Origin of the sequence: Sphingomonas sp. H160509 (assembly GCF_024124765.2) — a bacterium.
Classification (GTDB): Bacteria; Pseudomonadota; Alphaproteobacteria; order Sphingomonadales; family Sphingomonadaceae; genus Sphingomonas.
The window spans coordinates 2,678,264-2,699,755 of record NZ_JAMXSR020000002.1 but is presented as its reverse complement, the minus strand read 5'-3'; the positions used below and the strand labels follow the sequence as shown (position 1 = coordinate 2,699,755).

General features: G+C 66.0%; 16 protein-coding genes and 7 pseudogenes. 12 read left to right on the top strand and 11 right to left on the bottom strand.

Translation table 11 applies throughout. The features are described from left to right. Window positions 1–2: 2 nt before the first annotated feature. From NHF48_RS15010 to phbB, 4 genes and pseudogenes are all read left to right on the top strand, one after another. Window positions 3–380, top strand: a pseudogene (locus tag NHF48_RS15010) (molybdopterin cofactor-binding domain-containing protein); the annotation flags it as partial. Window positions 381–465: 85 nt separating this feature from the next. Further along, on the top strand, window positions 466–1,233 hold the full coding sequence (locus tag NHF48_RS15005; RefSeq protein ID WP_253072447.1) for a molybdopterin cofactor-binding domain-containing protein: 768 nt from the start codon (window positions 466–468) through the stop codon (window positions 1,231–1,233). Continuing rightward, a complete protein-coding gene (hemH, locus tag NHF48_RS15000) occupies window positions 1,230–2,237 on the top strand; it encodes a ferrochelatase (RefSeq protein WP_253072446.1) in 1,008 nt (335 codons plus the stop codon). The genes NHF48_RS15005 and hemH overlap by 4 nt, the downstream gene beginning before the upstream one ends. A gap of 30 nt (window positions 2,238–2,267) precedes the next feature. Then, entirely contained in the window at window positions 2,268–2,990 is a 723-nt protein-coding gene (gene phbB, locus NHF48_RS14995; RefSeq protein ID WP_253071545.1) for an acetoacetyl-CoA reductase, read from the top strand. A 413-nt stretch (window positions 2,991–3,403) separates the two neighbouring features. On the opposite strand, the pseudogene murA reads toward phbB, so the two are convergent. Beyond that, window positions 3,404–4,688 (bottom strand): annotated as a pseudogene (gene murA, locus NHF48_RS14990) (UDP-N-acetylglucosamine 1-carboxyvinyltransferase). Between the two features lie 251 nt (window positions 4,689–4,939). On the opposite strand from murA, the gene NHF48_RS14985 reads away from it, so the two are divergent. After that, the gene (locus NHF48_RS14985; protein WP_056488277.1) at window positions 4,940–5,623 is read left to right on the top strand and encodes a Crp/Fnr family transcriptional regulator; all 684 of its coding nucleotides are present in this window, start codon (window positions 4,940–4,942) and stop codon (window positions 5,621–5,623) included. Between the two features lie 167 nt (window positions 5,624–5,790). On the opposite strand, the gene clpS is transcribed toward NHF48_RS14985, so the two are convergent. From clpS to NHF48_RS14970, 3 genes and pseudogenes are all read right to left on the bottom strand, one after another. Further along, window positions 5,791–6,105: an ATP-dependent Clp protease adapter ClpS gene (gene clpS, locus NHF48_RS14980; protein WP_446741164.1), complete on the bottom strand. Its 315-nt coding sequence runs from the start codon at window positions 6,103–6,105 to the stop codon at window positions 5,791–5,793. A 228-nt stretch (window positions 6,106–6,333) separates the two neighbouring features. Then, window positions 6,334–6,783, bottom strand: a complete 450-nt coding sequence (locus tag NHF48_RS14975; protein ID WP_253071544.1) for a phasin family protein — start codon at window positions 6,781–6,783, stop codon at window positions 6,334–6,336. A gap of 334 nt (window positions 6,784–7,117) precedes the next feature. Then, window positions 7,118–8,837 (bottom strand): annotated as a pseudogene (locus NHF48_RS14970) (PHA/PHB synthase family protein). A 365-nt stretch (window positions 8,838–9,202) separates the two neighbouring features. On the opposite strand from NHF48_RS14970, the pseudogene NHF48_RS14965 reads away from it, so the two are divergent. The 3 genes and pseudogenes from NHF48_RS14965 (at window position 9,203) to NHF48_RS14955 (ending at window position 11,626) form a co-directional block, all read left to right on the top strand. Further along, window positions 9,203–10,413 (top strand): annotated as a pseudogene (locus tag NHF48_RS14965) (LL-diaminopimelate aminotransferase). A 9-nt stretch (window positions 10,414–10,422) separates the two neighbouring features. Further along, window positions 10,423–11,199, top strand: coding sequence for a sulfite exporter TauE/SafE family protein (locus NHF48_RS14960; protein ID WP_253071543.1), 777 nt, complete (start codon window positions 10,423–10,425; stop codon window positions 11,197–11,199). A gap of 1 nt (window position 11,200) precedes the next feature. Beyond that, the gene (locus NHF48_RS14955; RefSeq protein ID WP_253071542.1) at window positions 11,201–11,626 is read left to right on the top strand and encodes an acyl-CoA thioesterase; all 426 of its coding nucleotides are present in this window, start codon (window positions 11,201–11,203) and stop codon (window positions 11,624–11,626) included. A 128-nt stretch (window positions 11,627–11,754) separates the two neighbouring features. Here the strand turns inward: NHF48_RS14955 and NHF48_RS14950 are convergent. Beyond that, window positions 11,755–12,179: pseudogene (locus tag NHF48_RS14950) on the bottom strand (winged helix-turn-helix transcriptional regulator). Between the two features lie 186 nt (window positions 12,180–12,365). Here NHF48_RS14950 and NHF48_RS14945 point away from each other — a divergent pair. The 3 genes and pseudogenes from NHF48_RS14945 to NHF48_RS14935 all read left to right on the top strand — a co-directional run bounded on the left by NHF48_RS14945 (window position 12,366) and on the right by NHF48_RS14935 (window position 15,935). Next, complete coding sequence (locus NHF48_RS14945; protein WP_253071541.1) at window positions 12,366–12,695, top strand: CC_3452 family protein; 330 nt, start codon at window positions 12,366–12,368, stop codon at window positions 12,693–12,695. 47 nt (window positions 12,696–12,742) lie between these two features. Beyond that, window positions 12,743–14,849 (top strand): annotated as a pseudogene (locus tag NHF48_RS14940) (RelA/SpoT family protein). A 51-nt stretch (window positions 14,850–14,900) separates the two neighbouring features. Next, window positions 14,901–15,935 (top strand): glycosyltransferase family 2 protein, encoded by a 1,035-nt coding sequence (locus tag NHF48_RS14935; protein WP_253071540.1) that lies wholly within the window; start codon window positions 14,901–14,903, stop codon window positions 15,933–15,935. A gap of 149 nt (window positions 15,936–16,084) precedes the next feature. On the opposite strand, the pseudogene NHF48_RS14930 reads toward NHF48_RS14935, so the two are convergent. Together NHF48_RS14930 and NHF48_RS14925 are read right to left on the bottom strand one after the other, a co-directional pair. Then, window positions 16,085–16,814: pseudogene (locus NHF48_RS14930) on the bottom strand (class I SAM-dependent methyltransferase). A 30-nt stretch (window positions 16,815–16,844) separates the two neighbouring features. Further along, window positions 16,845–17,294, bottom strand: a complete 450-nt coding sequence (locus NHF48_RS14925) for a GtrA family protein (protein ID WP_446741163.1) — start codon at window positions 17,292–17,294, stop codon at window positions 16,845–16,847. A 445-nt stretch (window positions 17,295–17,739) separates the two neighbouring features. Between NHF48_RS14925 and NHF48_RS14920 the strand changes: the two genes are divergently transcribed. Further along, window positions 17,740–19,140 carry an AcrB/AcrD/AcrF family protein gene (locus NHF48_RS14920; RefSeq protein WP_263816902.1) on the top strand — a complete coding sequence of 467 codons (1,401 nt, stop codon included), beginning with the start codon at window positions 17,740–17,742 and terminating at the stop codon, window positions 19,138–19,140. A gap of 50 nt (window positions 19,141–19,190) precedes the next feature. On the opposite strand, the gene NHF48_RS14915 is transcribed toward NHF48_RS14920, so the two are convergent. Genes NHF48_RS14915 through NHF48_RS14900 form a run of 4 tightly spaced genes read right to left on the bottom strand, consistent with a single transcriptional unit; the run spans window position 19,191 to window position 21,290 of the window. After that, complete coding sequence (locus NHF48_RS14915) at window positions 19,191–19,811, bottom strand: MarC family protein (RefSeq protein ID WP_253071537.1); 621 nt, start codon at window positions 19,809–19,811, stop codon at window positions 19,191–19,193. Continuing rightward, window positions 19,808–20,683 carry a bifunctional methylenetetrahydrofolate dehydrogenase/methenyltetrahydrofolate cyclohydrolase FolD gene (gene folD, locus NHF48_RS14910; RefSeq protein ID WP_253071536.1) on the bottom strand — a complete coding sequence of 292 codons (876 nt, stop codon included), beginning with the start codon at window positions 20,681–20,683 and terminating at the stop codon, window positions 19,808–19,810. The genes NHF48_RS14915 and folD overlap by 4 nt, the downstream gene beginning before the upstream one ends. Then, on the bottom strand, window positions 20,680–20,991 hold the full coding sequence (locus tag NHF48_RS14905) for a DUF167 domain-containing protein (protein WP_263816901.1): 312 nt from the start codon (window positions 20,989–20,991) through the stop codon (window positions 20,680–20,682). The genes folD and NHF48_RS14905 overlap by 4 nt, the downstream gene beginning before the upstream one ends. Further along, the gene (locus tag NHF48_RS14900) at window positions 20,988–21,290 is read right to left on the bottom strand and encodes a YggT family protein (RefSeq protein WP_056066456.1); all 303 of its coding nucleotides are present in this window, start codon (window positions 21,288–21,290) and stop codon (window positions 20,988–20,990) included. Before NHF48_RS14900 ends, NHF48_RS14905 begins: the two co-directional genes overlap by 4 nt. Between the last annotated feature and the right edge of the window lie 202 nt (window positions 21,291–21,492).

Here is a 21,492-nt window from a genome sequence, read left to right as displayed (position 1 = left end):
AGATGGCGTCCGCAGGCGAGGTCGCCACGACCTTCCAGGGCGCCAAGCTCGTCACCGCGACCTACCGCGCCAGCCTGGGCCTGCACGCAGCGATCGAAACCCGCAGCGCAACCGCCTCCTTCTCCAACGGCCGCCTCGAACTCTGGCTCGCGACGCAGGCGCCCGGGCTCGCACGATCGGCAGCAGCGCGCGCGGCGAATCTCAGCGAGGATGCCGTCGTCGTCCATCCGATGCTGATCGGCGGGTCGTTCGGCGCCGCACTCGAACACGATGTCGCCGAACAGGCGGCAGTGCTCGCGGTCAAACTCCGCCGCCCGGTCAGCCTCGTCTGGTCGCGCGGCGAGGATTCGCTCCACGATCACTACCGCCCACCCGCGGTCGCAAAGATGGCCTCACGGCTCGCCCCCAACGGCGCGATCATGGGCTGGTCGGCCAACATCGCAGCCCCCCTCGACGGGCGCCGAGATGGCACGCCGGATGATGCCGGGCCTCGCGACCGAAGCCGCGCTGATCGGCGTCAAAGGCGATCGCTACGCCGTCGCGGGCGCGACGCCCGTCTATCGCATCCCCGCCTATGCGATCGAGCACCACCCCGCCGAGATCGGCATACCCACCGGCCACCTCCGCGGCGGCGCGCATGGCTACACCGCGTTCTTCACCGAATGCTTTCTCGACGAACTCGCGCGCACCGCCCAGTCCGAACCGATGTCGTTCCGCATCGCCATGCTCGGCGGCGAACCGCGACTCGCGCGCTGTCTCTCGACCGCAGCAGCGCTCGGCGGCTGGGACGGCGGCGTGGCGGGCAGCGGCCAGGGGATCGCGTGCCACGCCTTCCGCGGCAGCTACATCGCCGTCATGGCGGAGGCGCACATGGGCGCCGACCAGCGCCCGGTGGTCGACCGGCTCGTCGCCGCGGTCGATTGCGGTGCGCAGATCAATCCCGACATCGTTCGCCAACAGATCGAGGGTGGGCTGATCTTCGGCATGGCCGCCGCGCTCGGCGCATCGACGGGCTTCACCCGCGGCCTCGCCGAGGCGCGCGGGTTCGACACGATCGGCCTGCCCCGCCTCGCCGACACGCCCGACATTACCGTCGAGGTCATCCGCAGCGACGAGGCCCCCGGCGGCGTCGGCGAACTCGGCGTCCCCGCGGTCGCGCCCGCGATCGCCAACGCGCTCTATGCGTCAACGGGCTTCCGCATCCGCAATTTGCCTTTAAGACCAGCGTCATGACCCTGCCCCCCGATCACCCCCCGATTCCGAAACCCAAGATCGGCGTGCTGCTGATGAACCTCGGCACCCCCGATGGCCCCGATGCGAAATCGGTGAAGCGCTATCTCGGCGAGTTCCTGTCCGATTCGCGCGTCGTCGAGATCCCGCAGATCGCGTGGCAGCCGATCCTGCGCGGCATCATCCTCAACACCCGCCCTAAGAAGTCCGCGCACGCCTATTCACAGGTCTGGCGCGAGGATGGCTCGCCACTCGCCGCGATTACGCGGTTGCAGGCCGCGGCGTTGAAGGATTCGTTTGGGCCGGAACTGCTCGTCGACTGGGCGATGCGCTACGGCAATCCGTCGATCTCGGACCGGCTGACAGCGATGAAGGCGGCGGGCTGCGAGCGCATCCTGCTCGCGCCGCTCTACCCGCAATATTGCGCAGCAACGACCGCGACGGCGAACGACAAGGCGTTCAAGCATCTCGCCGGTCTGCGCTGGCAGCCGGCGATCCGTACGCTGCCGCCTTATTACGACGACGCGCTCTATATCGACGCGCTGAAGGACTCGCTCGAAGAGGGGCTTTCGGCGCTCGACTTCACCCCCGATGCGATCGTCGCCAGCTTCCACGGCATGCCGAAGCGGACGTTGCAGCAGGGCGATCCGTATCACTGCCACTGCCAGAAGACCGCGCGGTTGCTCGGCGAGCGGATGGGGCGCGAGTTGACGATCGCGTTCCAGTCACGGTTCGGGCCACAGAAGTGGCTGGGGCCGGCAACCGACGAGACGCTCGTCGCGCTGGCCAAGGCGGGCAAGACCAAGGTGGCGATCTTCGCGCCGGGCTTCTCCGCCGATTGCCTGGAGACGCTGGAGGAACTGTCGATCCGCGGGCGCGAGAGCTTCGAAGAGGCTGGCGGGACGCACTTCGCGTATCTGCCATGCCTCAACGACAGCCCGGTCGGCGTGGAAATGTTGCGCAGCATTTTGGCGCGCGAGCTTGAAGGATGGGTGCGGGCTGGCTAGCCTTCGGCAAAACACTGAGGAGAGAGACTGATGGCACGCGTCGCAATTGTAACCGGTGGTACGCGCGGTATCGGCGAAGCGATCAGTCTCGCGCTACAGGACATGGGCCTGACGGTCGCCGCAACCTATGCAGGTAACGATGAACGTGCGCGGGAGTTTACCGAGCGCACGGGCATTGCAGCCTACAAGTGGGACGTCGCCGACTATGATGCGTGCCAGGCCGGCTGCGCGCAGGTCGCCGCCGATCTGGGCGACGTCGACATCGTCGTGAACAACGCCGGCATCACCCGCGACGGCACGATCCTGAAGATGACGTACCAGGATTGGAAAGAGGTGATGGACACCAATCTCGGCGGCTGTTTCAACATGGCCAAGGCGGTGTTCCCCGGCATGCGCACGCGCAAATGGGGGCGGATCGTCAACATCGGCTCGATCAACGGACAGGCCGGGCAGTACGGCCAGGTGAACTATGCCGCGGCCAAGTCCGGCATCCACGGCTTCACGAAGGCCCTGGCCCAGGAAGGCGCGCGCGCGGGCGTGACGGTCAACGCGATCGCGCCGGGGTATATCGATACGGACATGGTGGCGGCGGTGCCGGCCGACGTGCTGGAGAAAATCGTGGCGAAGATCCCGGTTGGGCGGCTGGGTCAGGCTACCGAGATCGCGCGCGGCGTAGCGTTTCTCTGCTCGGAGGAGGGCGGATTCGTCACCGGGTCGACGTTGAGCATCAATGGCGGGCAGCACATGTACTGACGGGCGCAGGCAGCGCAAAGCGCCGCCGCTGCCCGCGAGCAAAGCGAAGCGGGCAGCGCCCGGCACGGCCGGCGGGTCGGCGGGTCGGCTGGGCCGAACCCGTCCGACGGCGGCTTTGCCGGCGGCGCTGAATGAATGTCTACCGGGTTACCAAGGACGGCCTTGCTGGATCCTGGGCCCCCGCCTTCGCGGGGGAACGAGCAAGGGTAGCGCTGCTTACACCGAACCCCACAGCGTCCGCGACGCATAAGAATGCCACCACAAAACGCCCGGCAACCTACTCCCTCCCCCTCCGGGGAGAGGGTCGGGGTGAGGGGCAACCCAGCAATGCTCCGCCCGGACCAGCCCCTCACCCAACCCTCTCCCCGGAGGGGAGAGGGCTAACGCTCGTTCAACCTACGCACCCGCCATAATTACCCATCGCTAGCGCGCTCGATGTCCGCACCAACCGCGCTCAGCTTCTCCTCAAGCCGCTCATACCCACGGTCGAGGTGGTAAACCCGCCCCACAGACGTCTCGCCATCCGCGGCCAACCCCGCCAAGATCAAGCTCATCGAAGCCCGCAGATCGGTCGCCATCACCTGCGCCCCAACCAACTTGTCCACCCCGCGCACAACCGCGGTCCGCCCGCGTACCTGGATATCCGCCCCCCATCCGCGCCAGTTCCGGCACGTGCATGTAGCGGTTCTCGAAGATCGTCTCGGTCAGGACGCTCGCGCCATCCGCCTTGCACAGCATCGCCATGAACTGCGCCTGCATGTCGGTCGCGAACCCGGGGTACGGCGCGGTCGACAGCGTCAGCGGCTTTAGCTGACCGTCCGACGCAACGCGCACGCCGTCCCTGGTCGGCGTCACCGATACGCCCGCCTCGACCAACGCATCGATCGTCGCGCCCATGTCCGGGATCGCCACGCCGACCAGTTCCAGGTCGCCGCCGGTGATCGCCGCAGCACATGCGTAGCTACCCGCCTCGATCCGGTCGGGCATCACCGCATAGGTCGCGCCGTGCAGCCGGTCGCGGCCTTCGATCGTCAGCGTCTCGGTGCCGATCCCGTCGATCGACGCGCCCATCGCGACGAGGCAGTTGCACAGGTCGACGATCTCGGGCTCGCGCGCGGCGTTCTCGATCACCGACGTGCCCTTGGCGAGTACCGCCGCCATCACGACGTTCTCGGTCGCACCGACCGACACGATCGGAAAGCGGAAGCGGCCGCCCGGCAGGCGCCCACCCGGCGCGATCGCCTTCACATAGCCCGCCGCCATCTCGAGCTCGGCGCCGATCGCTTCCAGAGCGCGCAGATGCAGATCGATCGGACGATTGCCGATCGCACAGCCGCCCGGCAGCGACACCGTCGCCTCGCCGCCACGCCCGAGCAACGGCCCGAGCACCAGGATCGACGCGCGCATCTTCCGCACGATGTCGTACGGCGCCTCGGTCGAGGTGAGGTTACCCGCGCGGATCGTCATCACCCGGCCGAAATCCTCGGGCCGCGTGCCCTGAATCGCGGTCGACGCGCCAAGCTGGTTGAGCAGGTGGCCGAAACCGTCGACATCCGCCAGCCGCGGCAGGTTGCGCAACGTCAGGGGCTCTTCGGTCAACAGCGCGCACGGCATCAGCGTGAGCGCGGCGTTCTTCGCGCCGGAGATGGGCAAGCGCCCGGACAGGCGATTGCCGCCGCGAATGAGAATACGGTCCATCCCGGGTGTCTATCGCGGCTGGCGATCCGCGCAAGGGCCGCGCATCGATCGGGCGACAGGCGGATGCTGGCCAGGGGTCGAGTCCCGCGTCGGGACCGGGCGCGCCTTCCGAAGCGCTAACACACCCCGCTTGATCGACTTTAATGCGCGGAAATCCTAGCTTTGCTCTGTGGTTCTCGAACATTGGGGACCATTACAGAGTGCCGGACAGCTGCTTCGCCGACCGCGTCGGCGATCTCATCGACCTGTCGATGAACGAGAAGGCTGCGTTAGCGCGGTTGGAGGAGCGCCCGCGAGACTTGCGTCGCGGTGCCGTCCTCGTGCGCGAGAATGATCCGCAGGCCGAACTCTTCATCCTGCAGCGCGGCATGGCAATGAGCTATGTGCTGCTCGACGACGGCAGCCGCCAGATCCTCCGCTTCCTCTATGCCGGCGACATGCTGGCGGTCTCGGCGCTGGTCTATCGCGATTCGCCCGAGACGGTGGTCGCGCTGACCGACTGCACGGTGTGTTCGTTCGATCGCTCGGCGATGACCGGGCTCGTCACCGATCATCCGCGGCTGTCGGCGCTCATCATGGTGATGAACCAGATGGAGAAGGTCGCGCTGACCGACCGTCTCGCCGCACTCGGCCGGACCTCGGCCAAGGCGCGGATCGCGGCGTTGCTGCTGGAGATGCGCAACCGCCTGCGGATGCGTGATCGCGCGATGGGCAACAGCTTTACGCTCGGGCTGACGCAGGAGGAGATCGGCGACGCCACCGGCCTCACGGCAGTCCACGTCAACCGCATGTTGCGACAATTGGAAGAGGACGGCCTGATCCGCCGCGAAATGGGCCGCGTCACGCTGCTCAACGAGGTGCAGTTGGCGCAAGCCGCGAACTACATCGACCGCTTCGAAGGGCTCGACCTGCGCTGGTTGCCGCCAGCGCGGTAACCCCTTCCCTCAATCCTCCCCCGCCAGGGGGAGGTGGCTGGCTCTTGCCAGACGGAGGGGGAGGATACTGAACAGGGGTTGGCGCTTGCCTCCCCCTCCGTCACCCTCGGTGCCACCTCCCCCCTTGCGGGGGGAGGACCAAGACAGATCACCTCAAACGGTAAGGCTCAAGCCTTCTCCAGCGTGCACTGTAGCGGATGCTGGTTCTGCTTGGCGAAATCCATCACCTGCGACACCTTGGTCTCCGCCACCTCGTAGCTGAACGTGCCACACACGCCGACGCCCTTCTGATGGACGTGGAGCATCACGCGAGTCGCGGCCTCCATGTCCATCCGGAAGAAGCGCTGGAGGCAGAGCACGACGAACTCCATCGGCGTATAGTCGTCGTTGAGCATCAGCACGCGGTACGGCGTCGGCTGTTTGGTCTTCGCGCGCGTCTTGGTCGCGATACCGGCGCCGGTGCCGCCCCCCGGTACCATCATGGCCGTCCTCACCATTATCGTCGCGGCGCTCGGCCATCTGCTCGCCCGTCCGCTGGGGAGTCGTCATTTCAGGGGTCAAAAGCATGCTGCCAAAATATGGCATGCCGGGGGCAAGGGCAAGGGGGGCGCTGGCACCCGTCGCGCGAAAACCGCAAACGCAAAAGGGGCGACCGTCGCACGACGGCCGCCCCTTTCGTAACGCACTGCCCGAAGGCGGCGCGCTGTCACTTAGGCCGAGATCTTCATCTTGTCGGTCGCGACCGCAACGCGGTTCGAGATCGGCTGTGCGAACTCGCCGAACATCTTGAGCAGACGCTCGGTCGAGCGCGAACCCTCGGCGATCATCGTGTCGAACGCGGTGCGCGCATAATCGCCCTGGAGCTTCATGAACTCGGTCGGCGACTTGGCGGCGGCGAGTGTCTTGGCGGCTTCGGTCGCGCTCTCGAACGAGGTCTTGGCGTAGTCGGCAGCTTCCTGGCCGAGCGCCTCGACGTTCTTCGCGGCGATCTTCGACGACTCGACGAGCGCCTCGATGTTGCCCTTGCCGAAGGCGACGAAATCTTCCGCCATCTTCGCCGACTTCTCCATCGCGCCCTTGGCCTGCTCGTTGAATTCGGCAGTGTTCGCGCCGCTGAAGAGGGCCTTGGTCTTCTCGGTGATGCTCTGGATCGTGTCCATCATGGCGTCCTTTGTTTCGCTGGCAGGGATCCCCCGTTGGCGCAGCGGCCTGAAACGGGGCGGGAATGTCCGTGTGCGGCGATACAAAAGCAGCCGCGAGAGGTTGAGGTGCCGACGTCTTGGCGATCGGCTCGAATGCCGGTTTCGCCGGCTTGGCGACGGTCCGAGGAGCCTTCGCGGTGGCGGAAGGCTTCGAACCGGCCTTGGCCGTCCGTTTCACGATATCCACCATCCACGCACCTCTCTTCGGAGTTATGTCGCGGTCGTCATACACCAATTCTCGCGCCGCACAATAAAATTGTGCACTGCACCATGACGCAAACGTAAGGTAGCGCTATCGGCTCTTCACATACTCGCCCGGCGCCTCGCCGAGCGCCGGCAGCGTCCCCTCGCCCGGCAGCCGCGCACCGGCCGCCGCCACCGTCTCGGCACCAAGCGCGCGCAACCATTCGACCCAATCCGGCCACCAGCTGCCCTTCGTCTCCGTCGCACCGGCGACGAAGTCGGCGAGCGTCGTGTGCGCCCCCCGGATTGGTCCAGTATTGATACTTCCCCGCCGCCGGCGGGTTGACCACACCCGCGATATGCCCCGAGCCCGCGAGCACGAACTTCAGCGGCCCGGCGAACAATTGCGTGAGTTTCCAGACGCTCTCGGCCGGCGCGATATGATCCTCGCGCCCCGCCTGGACATAGCTCGGCGTGGAGACCTTGGTCAGGTCGATCGGCGTACCGTCCACCGTCATCGTGCCCGTCACCAGCAGATTGTCGCGGTACAGGTCGGTCAGATAGCTCAGATGCCATTTCGCGGGCAGGTTGGTGGTGTCGCCGTTCCAGTGGAGCAGGTCGAACGGCACGTAATCCTGCCCCAGCAGGTAATTCTGCGTGACGTAGTTCCAGATCAGGTCGCGCCCGCGCAACAGGTTGAACGTCGTCGCCATGTAGCGCCCGTCGAGGAACCCCTCGGGCGACAGCGACGCGACCATCTTCAACTGCTCGTCATCGATGAAATGCTGCAGTTCGCCAGCCTGCGCGAAATCGACCTGCGCGGTGAAGAACGTCGCGCTAGCCACTTTCGCCGCCTCGTTACGCGCCGCCAGCAGCGCCAGCGTTGCCGCCAGCGTCGTCCCCGCCACGCAATAGCCGATCGTGTGCACCGCCGGCACGTCGAGCGCGGCGCGAACCGTATCGATCGCCTCGACCTGCGCGCCGACATAGTCGCCCCAGATCACGTCCTTCATGCTCGAATCGGCGGATTTCCACGACACCATGAACACGGTGATGCCCTGTGCGACCGCCCAGCGGATGAAGCTCTTCTCCGGCGTCAAATCGAGGATGTAGAACCGGTTGATCCACGGCGGGAAAATCACGAGCGGCGTCGCCAGCACCTTGTCGGTGGTCGGACTGTACTGGATCAGTTCGTAGAGCGGCGTGCGTTTCACCACCTTGCCCGGCGTCATCGCCAGATTGCGCCCGAGCTCGAACGCGCCGTCGGGCGTATGCGTCACCTGCCCGCGGGCAAGATCCGCCATCATGTTCTGCAGGCCTTTGATCAGATTCTCGCCGCGCGTCTCGATCGTCTTCTCGATCACCTGCGGGTTGGTCAGCGCGAAATTGGTCGGGCTCATCGCATCGACGAACCCCTTGGTGGCGAACCGCAACTGCTCCTTCTGCTTCGGGTCGAGCCCGTCCACCGCCTCGACGCCGCGCAGCATGTGGTCGCCGATCAACTGATAGCTCTGCCGGATCAGGTCGAACACCGGCTCGCGCCACTGCGGCGCCTTGAAGCGCTTGTCGGTGACCGGCGCGGCCTCGGGCGCCTTGGCGGGATCGAGAAACCGCTGCCACAAAGTCAGGCTCTCGGCCCAGAAATCGCGCGCGCGTTCCAGTGTCGCGGGATCGGTGAAGCCGGGGATCGCCGGGATTCCCTCGGGCTTGGCCTGCATCGCCGCGAGCCCCTGCTCCATCATCATCTGCTGCGCACGCCCCATCACCCACGTCCAATGCTGGAGATCGGGGAGGGTCGGCATGGAGGCGTCGGGAGGAGTATCGGCCATGGCATCCCTCTGCTTTTTCGGGAGCTTAACGCAGACGTCGGCTCGGCGGAAGGACGAGTCGATACAAGCGCGCCGCCCGCAACACTCCCACCCGTCATCCTGACGAAAGTCAGGACCCAGAGCCGCAAACGCCACCGCTCGTAACCCTGGGTCCTGACTTTCGTCAGGATGACGGAGGATGTGTGGGTAGCGGACCGTACACAAACTCCGTCACCCCAGCGAAAGCTGGGGTATCCCAATTGTCGAAGGGGGCGGCACGAATCGGGAAACCCCAGCTTTCGCTGGGGTGACGGCAATCGGGGATTGGGGTGACGCCCCCCGCTCACCTGCGGTACAGCACCCGCTCCTCCAGCTAGAGGCTGATCATGTCCGAAGACTTCTACCGCATCAAACGCTTACCCCCCTATGTCATCGCCGAAGTGAACGCGATGCGGGCGGCGGCGCGCGCGGGCGGGGGAGGACATCATCGATCTCGGCATGGGCAATCCCGACCTGCCGCCCCCCGAGCACGTCATCGAGAAGCTCGTCGAAGTCGCGCGCAAGCCCAGCGCGCACGGCTATTCGCAGTCGAAGGGCATCCCCGGCCTCCGAAAAGCACAGGCGAACTATTACGGTCGCCGGTTCGGGGTCGACGTCGATCCCGAGACCGAGGTCGTCGTCACGATGGGTTCGAAGGAAGGCCTCGCGAGTCTGGCCACCGCGATCACCGCGCCCGGCGACGTCGTGCTCGCGCCCAACCCGTCCTATCCGATCCACACCTTCGGCTTCATCATCGCCGGCGCGACGATCCGTGCGGTGCCGACCACGCCGGACGAGGCGTATTTCGAGAGCCTCGAGCGCGCGATGGCGTTCACCGTCCCCGCGCCGTCGGTGCTGGTGATGGGCTATCCGTCGAACCCGACCGCCGAAGTCGTCGATCTCGCCTTTTACGAGCGCGTCGTCGCGTTCGCGAAGAAGCACAAGCTGTGGGTGATCTCCGACCTCGCCTATTCGGAGTTGTATTTTGACGGCAAGCCGACCCCCTCGATCCTTCAGGTGCCGGGCGCGAAGGACGTCGCGATCGAGTTCACCTCGCTCAGCAAGACATACTCGATGGCCGGCTGGCGGATGGGCTTCGGGGTTGGCAACAAGACGCTGATCGCGGCGATGACGCGCGTGAAGTCGTACCTCGATTACGGTGCGTTCACGCCGATCCAGGCCGCCGCCTGCGCCGCGCTCAACGGTCCCCAGGACATCGTCGAGCGCAACCGCCAGCTCTATCACAAGCGCCGCGACGTGCTCGTCGAAAGCTTCGGCCGCGCCGGCTGGGACATTCCGAGCCCCCCGTGCGAGCATGTTCGCCTGGGCCCCATTGCCACCCGCGCTCGCGCACTTAGGTAGCCTTGAGTTCACCAAACAATTGCTGACTCACGCGCACGTCGCGGTGGCCCCAGGGGTTGGCTACGGCGAAAACGGCGAGGGCTATGTGAGGATCGCGATGGTCGAGAACGAACAGCGACTCCGCCAGGCGGCGCGCAACGTGAAGAAATATCTCCAGTCGATGGGCGTCAACACGCCCGCGCGTGGCGCCGGCTAACCCGCCAGCGTGGATATCAATCCGTTATATTCGGTGGCCGGCGTGCTCGTCGGCCTCATCGTCGGGCTGACGGGTGTCGGCGGCGGGTCGCTGATGACGCCGCTGCTGGTGCTCGTCTTCGGCTTCCACCCCGCCACCGCGGTCGGCACCGACCTGCTCTACGCCTCGGCGACCAAGACGGTCGGCACGACGGTGCATGGCTGGCGCGGCACAGTCGACTGGCAGGTCGTCCGCCGCCTCGCCACCGGCAGCGTCCCCGCAGCGATCGCGACATTGCTCGTGCTCAACCATCTCGGCGAGAAATCGTCCGACACCGGCCACGCGATCACCGCCGTGCTCGGCGTCACGCTGATCCTCTCGGCAGTCGCGACCTTCTTCCGCGGCAGGATCGTCGCGTGGCTGACGCCTCGCGTGGGCACGGTCGGCGGCGAGCGCCAGGCGATGCTGACCATCCTGCTCGGCGCAGTCCTCGGCGTGCTCGTCTCGCTGACCTCGGTCGGCGCCGGCGCGCTGGGCATGACCGCACTGTTGATCCTCTACCCGACGTTGCCGATCAACCGGCTGGTCGGCTCGGACATCGCCCACGCGGTGCCGCTGACCTTGCTCGGCGGGATCGGCCACTGGATCCTCGGGTCGGTCGACGTCGACCTGCTCGTGTCGCTGCTGATCGGGTCGATACCGGGCATCATCGTCGGCAGCCTGATCGCGACGCGCGTCTCGGACCGCGTGCTGGTTCCCGTCCTCGCGACCGTGCTGGCGCTGGTCGGCGTGAAGCTGATCTTCTGACGTGCGGCCGGGCTTCGCCTTCTCGACCAGGTTCCGCGTGCGCTACGCCGAGATCGACGGCCAGCGCATCGTCTTCAACTCGCGCTATCTCGAATATGCCGACGTCGCGGTGACCGAGTTCTGGGAATGGACCGGCATTGCCGAAGCACTGCCGGAGATCTGGCCGACCACCGAATTCAACGTCCGCCGAACGGAAATCGATTACCTCAAGCCGTTCCGCCTGGGGGATACGGTGGAAGCGTTCGTGCGGATCGAAAAGCTCGGGACGACGAGCCTGACAAAACGCTTCGAACTCGCCCACGCGGAGACGGGGGAATTGCACACGGTGATCACAATGGTCAGCGTGCACGTCGATCTTGAGACCGGCCGCCCCGTGCCGCTCCCGAACGCGATCCGCACGGTGCTGGAAGCGCTACCGACCCGCTAACGCGACGGTCCCCCCTCCCTGGAAGGGAGGGGGTAGGGGTGGGTCGGCTTATTGGCGAACGCCGGCACCAGCCCCAAGCCGACCCACCCCCAGCCCCCTCCCTTCCAGGGAGGGGAGAAGAAGGAGGCCTACTCCGCCGCCTCAGCCTCCACCCCGTCACCGGCCACTTCTCCCGGAAGCGCCCAGATCAGGTCCCCCTTCCCCCAGCACGCGCCCGTCGTGCGACCGCACCGACACCGGCTGCAACGGCCGCCGATCGCGTTCGTCGACCAAAATCGGGAACGCCGGCACGCACGTCTCCCACCGCTCGCCCCATTGCCGGAGCGCGATCATCGTCGGCAGCAGCGCAAACCCCCTTGTCGGTCAGCCCGTAGGCGATCTTCCGCCGATCCTCCGGAATAGGCTGCCGCTCCAGGATCCCATGCTCGACCAGCCGCGCCAGCCGGTTCGCCAGGATATTACGCGCAATCCCCAGTTCAGACTGGAACTCCTCGAAATGATGCAAACCATTGAAAGACGCGCGCAAGATCAGGAACGACCAGCGTTCGCCCATCGCCTCCAGCGCGGCAGGCAGGCTGCATTCGAGCAGGGGGTTCGCGCAATTTTCCCACGGCGTCTTCCCTTATTGGACAGCAACGGTACCGCATAAACGACCGGAGCGAAATGCTCCTCCGATTTCAGTTGCAACTCGAAACTAATCGCAATAGGTCTCGATTAGAAACCTTTTAGGAGTCTACCGATGTCAGTCATCACCCGCGCCCTTCTGACCGCCATTCCCGCCCTGACGACGGGGTTCGCCGCACTGGTCGCGACACCGGCATCGGCCCAGACCCCCATCAATTATTATGTAGCCGTCCCTACCGCCGCGCCCACTTCCACCCGGCTGATCACCAACGGCACGCCGTGGCGCTGGGAGAATGCGGCATTCGTCTCCAGCAAGGCACCGCAGCGCGACGTGATCCTCTGCGCCGCGGTCGCCAAGCGCGTCGGGCCGCTCGCCAGTTTCACGGTCGCGGGCAAGGCCTATGACGCCGACGCGCTCGCCGCGTGCAACAACCACGCGAAATAACGAGGAAATTGTTGCAATGCATCGCAACCCGGCCCCATCTATAAGCCGTGTTGCGCCAATATGAACTGGTCGATCGCGTCCTCGACTACGATCCCGACGCCGACGAGGCGCTGCTGAACCGCGCCTATGTCTTCTCGATGCAGGCGCACGGGTCGCAGAAGCGCGCGAGCGGCGATCCGTATTTCAGTCACCCGATCGAGGTGGCGGGTATTCTCACCGACCTCCACCTCGATGCGGAGACGATCGCCACCGCGATTCTCCACGACACGATCGAGGATACCGTCGCCACCCCCCGAGGAGATCGAGCGGCTGTTCGGCGCCTCCGTCGCGCGTCTGGTCGACGGCGTGACGAAGCTCAGCAAGATCGAAGCGCAGACCGAGAACGAACGCGCCGCGGAGAACCTGCGCAAATTCCTCCTCGCAATGTCCGACGACATCCGCGTGTTGCTGGTCAAGCTCGCCGACCGTCTGCACAACATGCGCACGCTGCATCACATCGCCAAGCCCGAGAAGCGCCGTCGCATCGCCAAGGAGACGATGGACATCTATGCGCCGCTCGCCGAGCGGATCGGCATGTACGAGTTCATGCGCGAGATGCAGTCGCTCGCATTCGAACAGCTCGAGCCCGAAGCCTCCGAATCGATCAACCGCCGCCTCGAACAGCTGAAGAAAGGCGATGGCGATCGCATCGCCAAGATCGCGTCCGGGCTCAAGCTGGTGTTGTCGCGCGCCGGGGTCGAGGCGGAGATATCGGGGCGCGAGAAGCACCCCTATTCGATCTTCCGGAAAATGTCGGAGCGGCACATCAGCTTCGAGCAGCTTTCCGACGTGATGGCGTTCCGCGCGATCGTGCCGACCGAAGAGGATTGCTACCGGGTTCTCGGGATCATCCACCAGCGCTGGCCGATGGTGCCGGGCCGGTTCAAGGATTACATCTCGACACCCAAGCGCAACGGCTATCGCTCGCTGCACACCTCGGTGATCCACGCCGACAGCGCGCGGATCGAGATCCAGATCCGCACCGCCGACATGCACGCGCAGGCCGAGTTCGGGCTGGCGGCGCACTGGGCGTACAAGCAGCAGATCAACGGCAGCGACCGCCAAGTCAGCTGGATCCGCGACCTCGTCGAGATCCTCGATACCGCCGAGAGCCCGGAAGAGCTGCTCGAACACACGCGGATGGCGATGTACACCGATCGCATCTTCGCGTTCACGCCGAAGGGCGAGCTGATCCAGCTGCCCAAGGGCGCGACCTCGATCGACTTCGCGTACGCGGTGCACACTGATCTCGGCGACCAGGCGGTCGGCGCGAAGGTCAACGGCCGCGTCGTGCCGCTGTCGACGGTGATCGAGAATGGCGACCAGGTGCAGATCCTGCGCTCGAAGGGCCAGTCCCCACAACCGCAATGGCTCAACGTCGCGACCACCGGCAAGGCGCTCGCCGCGATCCGCCGCCACCTCCGCCAGAAGGAACGTGTGGAGCAGATTGCACTGGGCCGCACGCTGTACGACGACATCGTCACCCGGCTACCTGCACAGATCGGGACGGATGCATTGAGCCACGCGCTGAAGCGGCTGAAGCTCCCCGACGATTCGTCGCTGATGGTCGCGATCGCGCGGCGAACGCTGTCTGATGCTGCGGTGATGGAGGCGCTGATGCCCGGCTCGGCCGGCGCCGACGTCACGCATGCGCTGGCGCCGCAATCAAGCGCGATCTCGATCAAGGGGCTGACCCCGGGCGTGGCGTACGATCTCGCGACATGCTGCCATCCAGTGCCGGGCGACCGGATCGTCGGGTTGCGCCGGCCGGATGCGGGGATCGAGGTCCATGCGATCGACTGCCGCGTGCTGGGCGAACTCGCCGAACGCTCGGAGAACGAGACCGACTGGGTCGATGTCGCCTGGGGGGACGAGACCGAGGGTGCCGTCGCGCGCATATCCGTGATGGTGAAGAACGAGCCAGGCTCGCTAGGCATCGTCTCGTCGATCATCGGCGGCCACAAGGCGAACATCATCAACCTGCGGCTCGATACGCGCGACAAGAGCTTCCACACCAACGAGATCGACGTCGAGGTGCACGACGTGCAGCAGTTGATGCGGCTGATGGCGGGGCTGCGCGCAGCCGATGCGGTGCACACCGTAGAGCGGGTGTAGCATTTGATGATTATTGCTGCCTACAACTCCCATTGACGCTAAACGGCGCGGATGAACCGTCCCGCGTTATCGATCGTCGTCCCCTGCTATAACGAGGCGGCGTGCCTCGACATCCTGCATGCGCGCATCTCCGGCGCGGCGAAGGTCGCGGTTGGCGACGATTACGAGATCGTCCTGATCAACGACGGCTCGCGCGACGACAGTTGGCCGGTGATGCAGCGCCTAGCCGCCGCCGATCCGCGGCTGGTCGCGATCAACCTGTCGCGCAACCACGGCCATCAGCTCGCACTCACCGCCGGCCTGGACCTGTGCGCCGGCGAGCAGATCCTGATCATCGACGCCGATCTCCAGGATCCGCCCGAACTCCTGTCCGACATGCGCGCGGCGATGGCGGCGAGCCAGGCCGACGTCGTCTACGCGGTGCGCCGCCAGCGCGCAGGCGAAACCGTCTTCAAGAAAGCCACCGCCGCCGCCTTCTATCGCCTGCTGACCCGGATGACCGAAACCCCGATCCCGCTCGACACCGGCGACTTCCGCCTGATGAGTCGGCGCGCGCTGGATGCTTTCCTCTCGCTTCCCGAGCAGGCGCGATTCATCCGCGGCATGGTCGCCTGGATCGGCTTCAAGCAGGTCCCCTTCCCCTACGACCGCGCCGAGCGGCTGGCGGGCGAGACAAACTACCCGCTGGCAAAGATGATTCGCCTCGCGTTCGACGCCGTCACCGGCTTCTCGACCGCGCCGTTGCGCTTCGCCAGCCACGCGGGGCTCGCACTGACCGGCGTATCGCTGCTCCTGTTCGTCTACATCGCGATCGGCTGGCTTTCGGGCAGCGCGGTGCAGGGCTGGACCTCGACGATGCTGGTCACCGTGTTCCTGGGCGCGGTGCAGATGTTCGTGCTGGGGATGATCGGCGAGTATCTCGGGCGGCTATACGTCGAGTCCAAGCGGCGGCCGCTGTATATCGTCGCGGACGTGGCGGGTCCGATCCAGGGTAAGGCGACCTTGGGGTTTCGTTCGGAGCCCGTGGAGACTAAAATACCAAAGAGTGCCCCCCTACCCCGTTCGTGCCGAGTAGAGACCGAGTAGCTCCGTAAGGAGCGTATCGAGGGCTCGTATCGAGGTATGGGTACCGCGCGCCAACCTATCCTTCGATACGCCGTCTCGATACGCGGCTTCGCCACTACTCGACGGCTACTCGGGACGAACGGAAGCGGGACAGCCCGGTTCCTCGATCGTTACCGCGGTACCGCCAGCGTCACGATCGAAACCCCCCGGCGTCATCGGCATGCGACCGACCATGTGGCGTTCCAGGCGGAAGATCTTCTCGAACAGCGCATTCACCAGCTTCGGCGGCGGTGAATCATCGCTGTCGTCACGCCCGGTCATCCGACCGGCGATCCGCGCCGCCGCCGCCAGCGGGAACAGCAGCGAGTTGAAATACCCCAGCTTCTCCGGCTTCAATCCCGCCGTTTCGATCGCCGCCTGCAACGTCGCCTTCGAATAACGGCGGTGGTGATGATTCACCACGTCGTGCGCGCTCCACAGCCACGCATGCGCCGGCACCGCGATCAGGATCTTGCCGCCGGGCGCGAGGCAGTCGGCCATCGCCTTCAGCGCGGCGACGTCGTCCTCGATGTGCTCGACCACGTCTGGGACCGCGATCAGGTCGTAATGCTTGCGGGGCACCCCCGGCAGCTCGGGCAAAGGCGCCGCCCCCACCGGCTTCCCCAGCCGCTCGCTCGCGATCTCGCGCGCCGCCGGATCGATCTCGATCGCGTCGATCTCACCGAACTCCGCCAGCATCGGCAGGTTATGCCCGGTGCCACAGCCGATCTCGAGGATCTTTGCATCCTTCGGCAACGCGCCGTAGCGTGTCAGGTAATCCGCCAGGATGTCGCGGCGGGCGCGGTACCACCAGTGGGTGGAGTCATGCGCGGCCATCCGGTCGTAGACGATGCGGTCCATTAAGTGTCGGCCCTGCGGTTGAAATTCATGTCAGTTGAAAACCCAGAAACGGTTGAGCACGAACGTCACGATCGCCGCAAGAAAGACGGCGGGAATCAGCGGGATCCACGGATGCAGGTGCAGCAGCGCCGTACCGATCCAGGTGATGACCGCATTGAGCGCGAGCCCCGAACCCTGGACGATCACGAACTTCACATGGCGCGCCGCACCCGGTTCCTTCGCGTGCCCCTTGAAGCTCCAACGGCTGTGCAGGAAGAACCCGACCACCACTGCGACCGCAAATGCGAACGGCACAGCGGCTACCGCCTGGCGGGGCGGGAACACATACGCGGTCAGCGGCAAGTAGACGAGCGAGTACACCACGCTGGAAATCCCACCGGCGATCCCGAAGCGCACGAGCTGGCCGAGCACGCCGCTCGCCCGCATCTGCTCCACCTGTCGCCAAATCGCCTGCATGCCCGCCTTGTTCTTTACCCGCACCGCGATAGAGCGGCCGCGAAGACAAGCCCGCGCATCTAGAGCGCGTGCGGGCCGGAGGAAAGCGTTTTGGATCAGGCACCACTTCAGCGGCGGACGTTGCTGGACGAACTCGATCGGCATTGGATCGCGCTGACGTTGCTCGCCTGGGTGGCGGTGGCGGCGTGGTCGATGGTCGATCGCTGGGGCCAGATCCGCTGGCTGTCGCTCGGCGATACCGACGACAACATGCGCCTTATGCAGGTCCGCGCTCTGCTCGACGGCCAAGGCTGGTACGATCTGCGCAACTATCGGATGAACCCGCCGGTCGGGTTCGACATCCACTGGAGCCGCATCGTCGACCTGCCGATCGCCGGGCTGATCCCTGTTCTTCCGCCTGTTCACCAGCAACAGCTGGGCGGAGCGGCTCGCCTGCGGGATCGCGCCGCTGCTGCCGCTGTCGATCGCGATGCTGGGCATCGGCGCGACCGTGCGGCGGTTGATCAGCCCCTATGCGTGGCCGCTGGCAGTAGTGTTCATGGTCGGCGCTACGGCCACGATGCTGATGTTCATGCCCGAGCGGATCGATCATCACGGCTGGCAGCTTGCCATGCTGAGCCTCACGGTCGCGGGCCTGTGTGATACGAACGGCCGGCGTGGCGGCGCGATGGTCGGGATCGCGAGCGCGGTGTCGCTGTCGATCGGGCTCGAACTGTTGCCCTACGCGGCGATGGCGGGCGCGATCATCGCGCTGCGCTGGGTGTGGGACCGGTCGGAAGCCGAACGCCTGTCGATCTACGCGCTGACGTTGGGAGGCGGCAGCACGCTCGGGTTCGCGCTGTTCGCGTCGAACGCCAACCAGTCTATGCGCTGCGATGCGCTGACCCCGGTGTGGCTGAGCGTGATGATCGCGGCGGGGATGTTGCTGTTCCTGCTCGCGCGGTTCGGGCCGGCGTCGCGCGGGATGCGGTTGGCGCTGGCGGTTGCGGCCGGGGCGGCGATCGTCGCGGGTTTCGCGCTGGTGTTTCCGCAGTGCCTCGGGCGGCCCGAGGGGATCTCGCCCGAACTGCAGCGCAACTGGCTGGACAATGTCCGCGAGGCCAAGCCGATCTACAAGCATAGTTTCCGTGTGGGGTTCGCGCTGGCGACGCTGCCGATCATCGGCCTGATCGGGGCGGCGATCGCAGCCTGGCGTGCGCGTCGCGATCCGAGCGCGGTCGGTTGGGCGGCGGTCGCGCTGTTCACCGCGTTCGCCTGCGCAATGCTGTTGTGGCAGGTCCGCGCCGGACCCGCCGCGCAGATGCTGGCGATCCCGGGAGCGACCGCGCTAGCCTGGCTGATCATCCCCCGATTGCTCGGCAACCGATCGATCGCAGTGCGCGTGCTGGGGACGGCCGCGGCGTTCCTGATCGTCTCGGGCATGTTCGCCGGGATGGTGCTCCAATACCTGCCGATCGACCGACCGAAGCCGTATGAGAAACGCGTCAACATGGCGACCGGCGACTGCCTGCGCACGACCGTGCTGCTCGCGCTGAACAAATACCCCGCGCAGACGATCTTCACCTTCGTCGACATGGGCCCGCGGCTGATCACGATCACGCATCATGACGCGATCGCGGGCCCGTATCACCGCAACGGCGACGCGATCCTCGACGTCCAGCACGCGTTCGGCCGGTCTGCGGACGAGGCGCATGCGATCATCAAACGGCACGGCGCGACGATGCTGCTGCTGTGCCCGAACGCGGCGGAATCAACCAACTACAAGGCGCGTAGTCCGAAGGGGGTTCTATTCCGAGCTGGCGAAGAACGAGGTGCCGGCGTGGCTGACCCCGCTACCGCTGCCGGCGAAGTCGCCGCTGCGGCTGTTTAAGGTCGACTGACCATCACCCCCCGGTTCTCCTGCGAACGCAGGAGAACGGATTAGTGCAGCACTACCGACAAACCGTCGAGCACGAACTGCACCGCCAGCGCGGCGAGCAGCACGCCGAGCAGTCGCGTGATCACGGCCTCGATCTTCGCGCCGAGGATCCGCATAATCGGCCCCGCCGCGAGCAACGCGACCAGCGTCAGCAGCAGGATCGTCACCATCGCACCCAGCACGACCAGCGAGCGCTCGATCCCGCTGTTGCGGCTCATCAACAGCATCACCGACGCGATCGAGCCGGGGCCCGCGATCATCGGCATCGCCATCGGGAAGATCGAGACGTCCTCGACCTCGGGATCGCTCGCGACCTTGGCAGCACGATCCTCACGGCGCTCGGTGCGCTTTTCGAACACCATTTCGAGTGCGATCAGGAACAGCATGATACCGCCGGCGATGCGAAAGCTGGCGAGGCTGATCCCCAACCCCTTGAGCAACGCCTCGCCGAACAGCGCGAACACGAACAGGATCAGCGCGGATACGCCGACCGCACGGATTGCCATCGCGCGCTTCTGCAGGGACGACGCGCTCGCCGACAGCCCGGCATAGATCGGCGCGCAGCCGGGCGGATCGATGACGACGAAGAACGTGATTAGCGACGAAATATAGAGTTCGATCACAGGCTCGACTCCTCGATCGCGACGCCTTCGCGGCGGCCAGCGGAGACCAAGGTGTTGCGCAGTAGGCAGGCGATGGTCATCGGCCCGACGCCGCCCGGCACCGGTGTGATCGCGCCCGCGACCTCGACTGCGCTGGCGAAATCGACGTCGCCGACGAGGCCGGCATCGGTCCGGTTGATACCGACGTCGATGACGGTTGCGCCGGGCTTGAGCCAATCGCCCTTAATCATCTGCGGAATACCGACCGCAGCAACAACGATGTCCGCGCGGCGGATGTGCGCGGGGACGTCCTTCGTGCGGCTATGCACGACGGTCACGGTGCAGCTTTCGCGGAGCAGCAGTTGCGCCATCGGCTTGCCGACGATGTTGGAGCGGCCGACGACGACCGCCTCGAGCCCGCTCAAGGTCGGCAGCACGCTCTTCAACAGCATGACGCAGCCGAACGGCGTGCAGGGTACGAAGCCGGGCAGGCCGGTTGCGAGCCGCCCCGCGTTGATCGGATGGAACCCATCGACGTCCTTGTCCGGGTCGATCGCCGAGATGACCGCCTGCTCGTCGATATGCTTCGGCAGGGGCAACTGGACGAGGATACCGTCGATCGTCGGGTCGGCGTTGAGCGTCGCTACCAGCGCGAGCAGGTCTTCGGCGGGGACATCGGCGGGGAGGCGGTGCTCGATGCTTTCCATCCCGGCTTCGCGCGTCGCCTTGCCCTTCGAACGGACATAGACGTTGGAGGCGGGATCCTCGCCGACCAGCACGACGGCGAGGCCGGGCGCGCGGCCTGCCTGCGCCCTGAAGGCGGTGACGCCGTCTGCGATACGGGCCCGGAGGCCGGCGGCGAAGGCCTTGCCGTCGATGATGGTCGCGCTCATGCCCGCGGCCCATAGAGCGCGGCGGCAATTTCCGCCAGCGTAGTGGCGTTGCCGGCGATGTGCAGGCGCTTCAAGCGGGCGATTTCGCCGGCGACGATCGTCACGGCACGCTTGGATACGCCGAAGGTCTTCGCGACGAGCGCCACCAACCCCGCATTCGCGGCACCGTCCACCGGCGCCGCCGCCAACCTCGCGACGAAATGCTGATCGGTCCCGGCGGTCAGCGCATCGCGACCCCCGCGCGGCGTTACCCGAACGGCGATCGCCAAGCCGTCAGCCAGCGCTCGCCAAGCGGCCTTCTCGCTCAATAGGTCGCAACGAGATAATTCTGCGCGATGTTCGGAATAACGATGTTGCTGAGAATGTAGAGGATCAGCAGCACGACCAGCGGCGACAGGTCCAGCGCGCCGAAGTCCGGCAGCACGCGACGGATCGGACGATACATCGGCTCGGTCATCCGCTGCAGCGCGGTCCACACGGTGCGGACGAAATCGCTGTGCGTATTGATGACGTTGAACGCGATCAGCCACGACAGGATCGCCTGCACGACGATGATCCACCAGATGACGGTGAGCAGCAACTGGACGATCTGAAGAAGGGCGATCAAGGCGTAGGTCTCCGCTGGTGTGTTGCCGATATAAGGTGGCGGGGGAGAACGAGAAGCCCTGTGGTGTCACTGACACGATCCTCCCCCCGCCAGGGGGAGGTGGCTGGCGCTTGCCAGACGGAGGGGGAGGACAGGGCAACCATCGTGACGTGTCCTCCCCCTCCGTCACCTTCGGTGCCACCTCCCCCTTGCGGGGAGGATC

Excerpts from the sequence above, each read along its gene's own strand:
- phbB (WP_253071545.1), top strand. The coding sequence starts at position 2,268 with ATGGCACGCGTCGCAATTGTAACCGGTGGTACGCGCGGTATCGGCGAA.
- NHF48_RS14935 (WP_253071540.1), top strand. The coding sequence starts at position 14,901 with ATGAACCGTCCCGCGTTATCGATCGTCGTCCCCTGCTATAACGAGGCG.
- clpS (WP_446741164.1), bottom strand. The coding sequence starts at position 6,105 with ATGATGGTACCGGGGGGCGGCACCGGCGCCGGTATCGCGACCAAGACG.
- folD (WP_253071536.1), bottom strand. The coding sequence starts at position 20,683 with ATGAGCGCGACCATCATCGACGGCAAGGCCTTCGCCGCCGGCCTCCGG.
- hemH (WP_253072446.1), top strand. The coding sequence starts at position 1,230 with ATGACCCTGCCCCCCGATCACCCCCCGATTCCGAAACCCAAGATCGGC.
- NHF48_RS14920 (WP_263816902.1), top strand. The coding sequence starts at position 17,740 with ATGCTGGGCATCGGCGCGACCGTGCGGCGGTTGATCAGCCCCTATGCG.
- NHF48_RS14985 (WP_056488277.1), top strand. The coding sequence starts at position 4,940 with ATGAACGAGAAGGCTGCGTTAGCGCGGTTGGAGGAGCGCCCGCGAGAC.
- NHF48_RS15005 (WP_253072447.1), top strand. The coding sequence starts at position 466 with ATGGCACGCCGGATGATGCCGGGCCTCGCGACCGAAGCCGCGCTGATC.
- NHF48_RS14975 (WP_253071544.1), bottom strand. The coding sequence starts at position 6,783 with ATGGACACGATCCAGAGCATCACCGAGAAGACCAAGGCCCTCTTCAGC.
- NHF48_RS14945 (WP_253071541.1), top strand. The coding sequence starts at position 12,366 with ATGTCAGTCATCACCCGCGCCCTTCTGACCGCCATTCCCGCCCTGACG.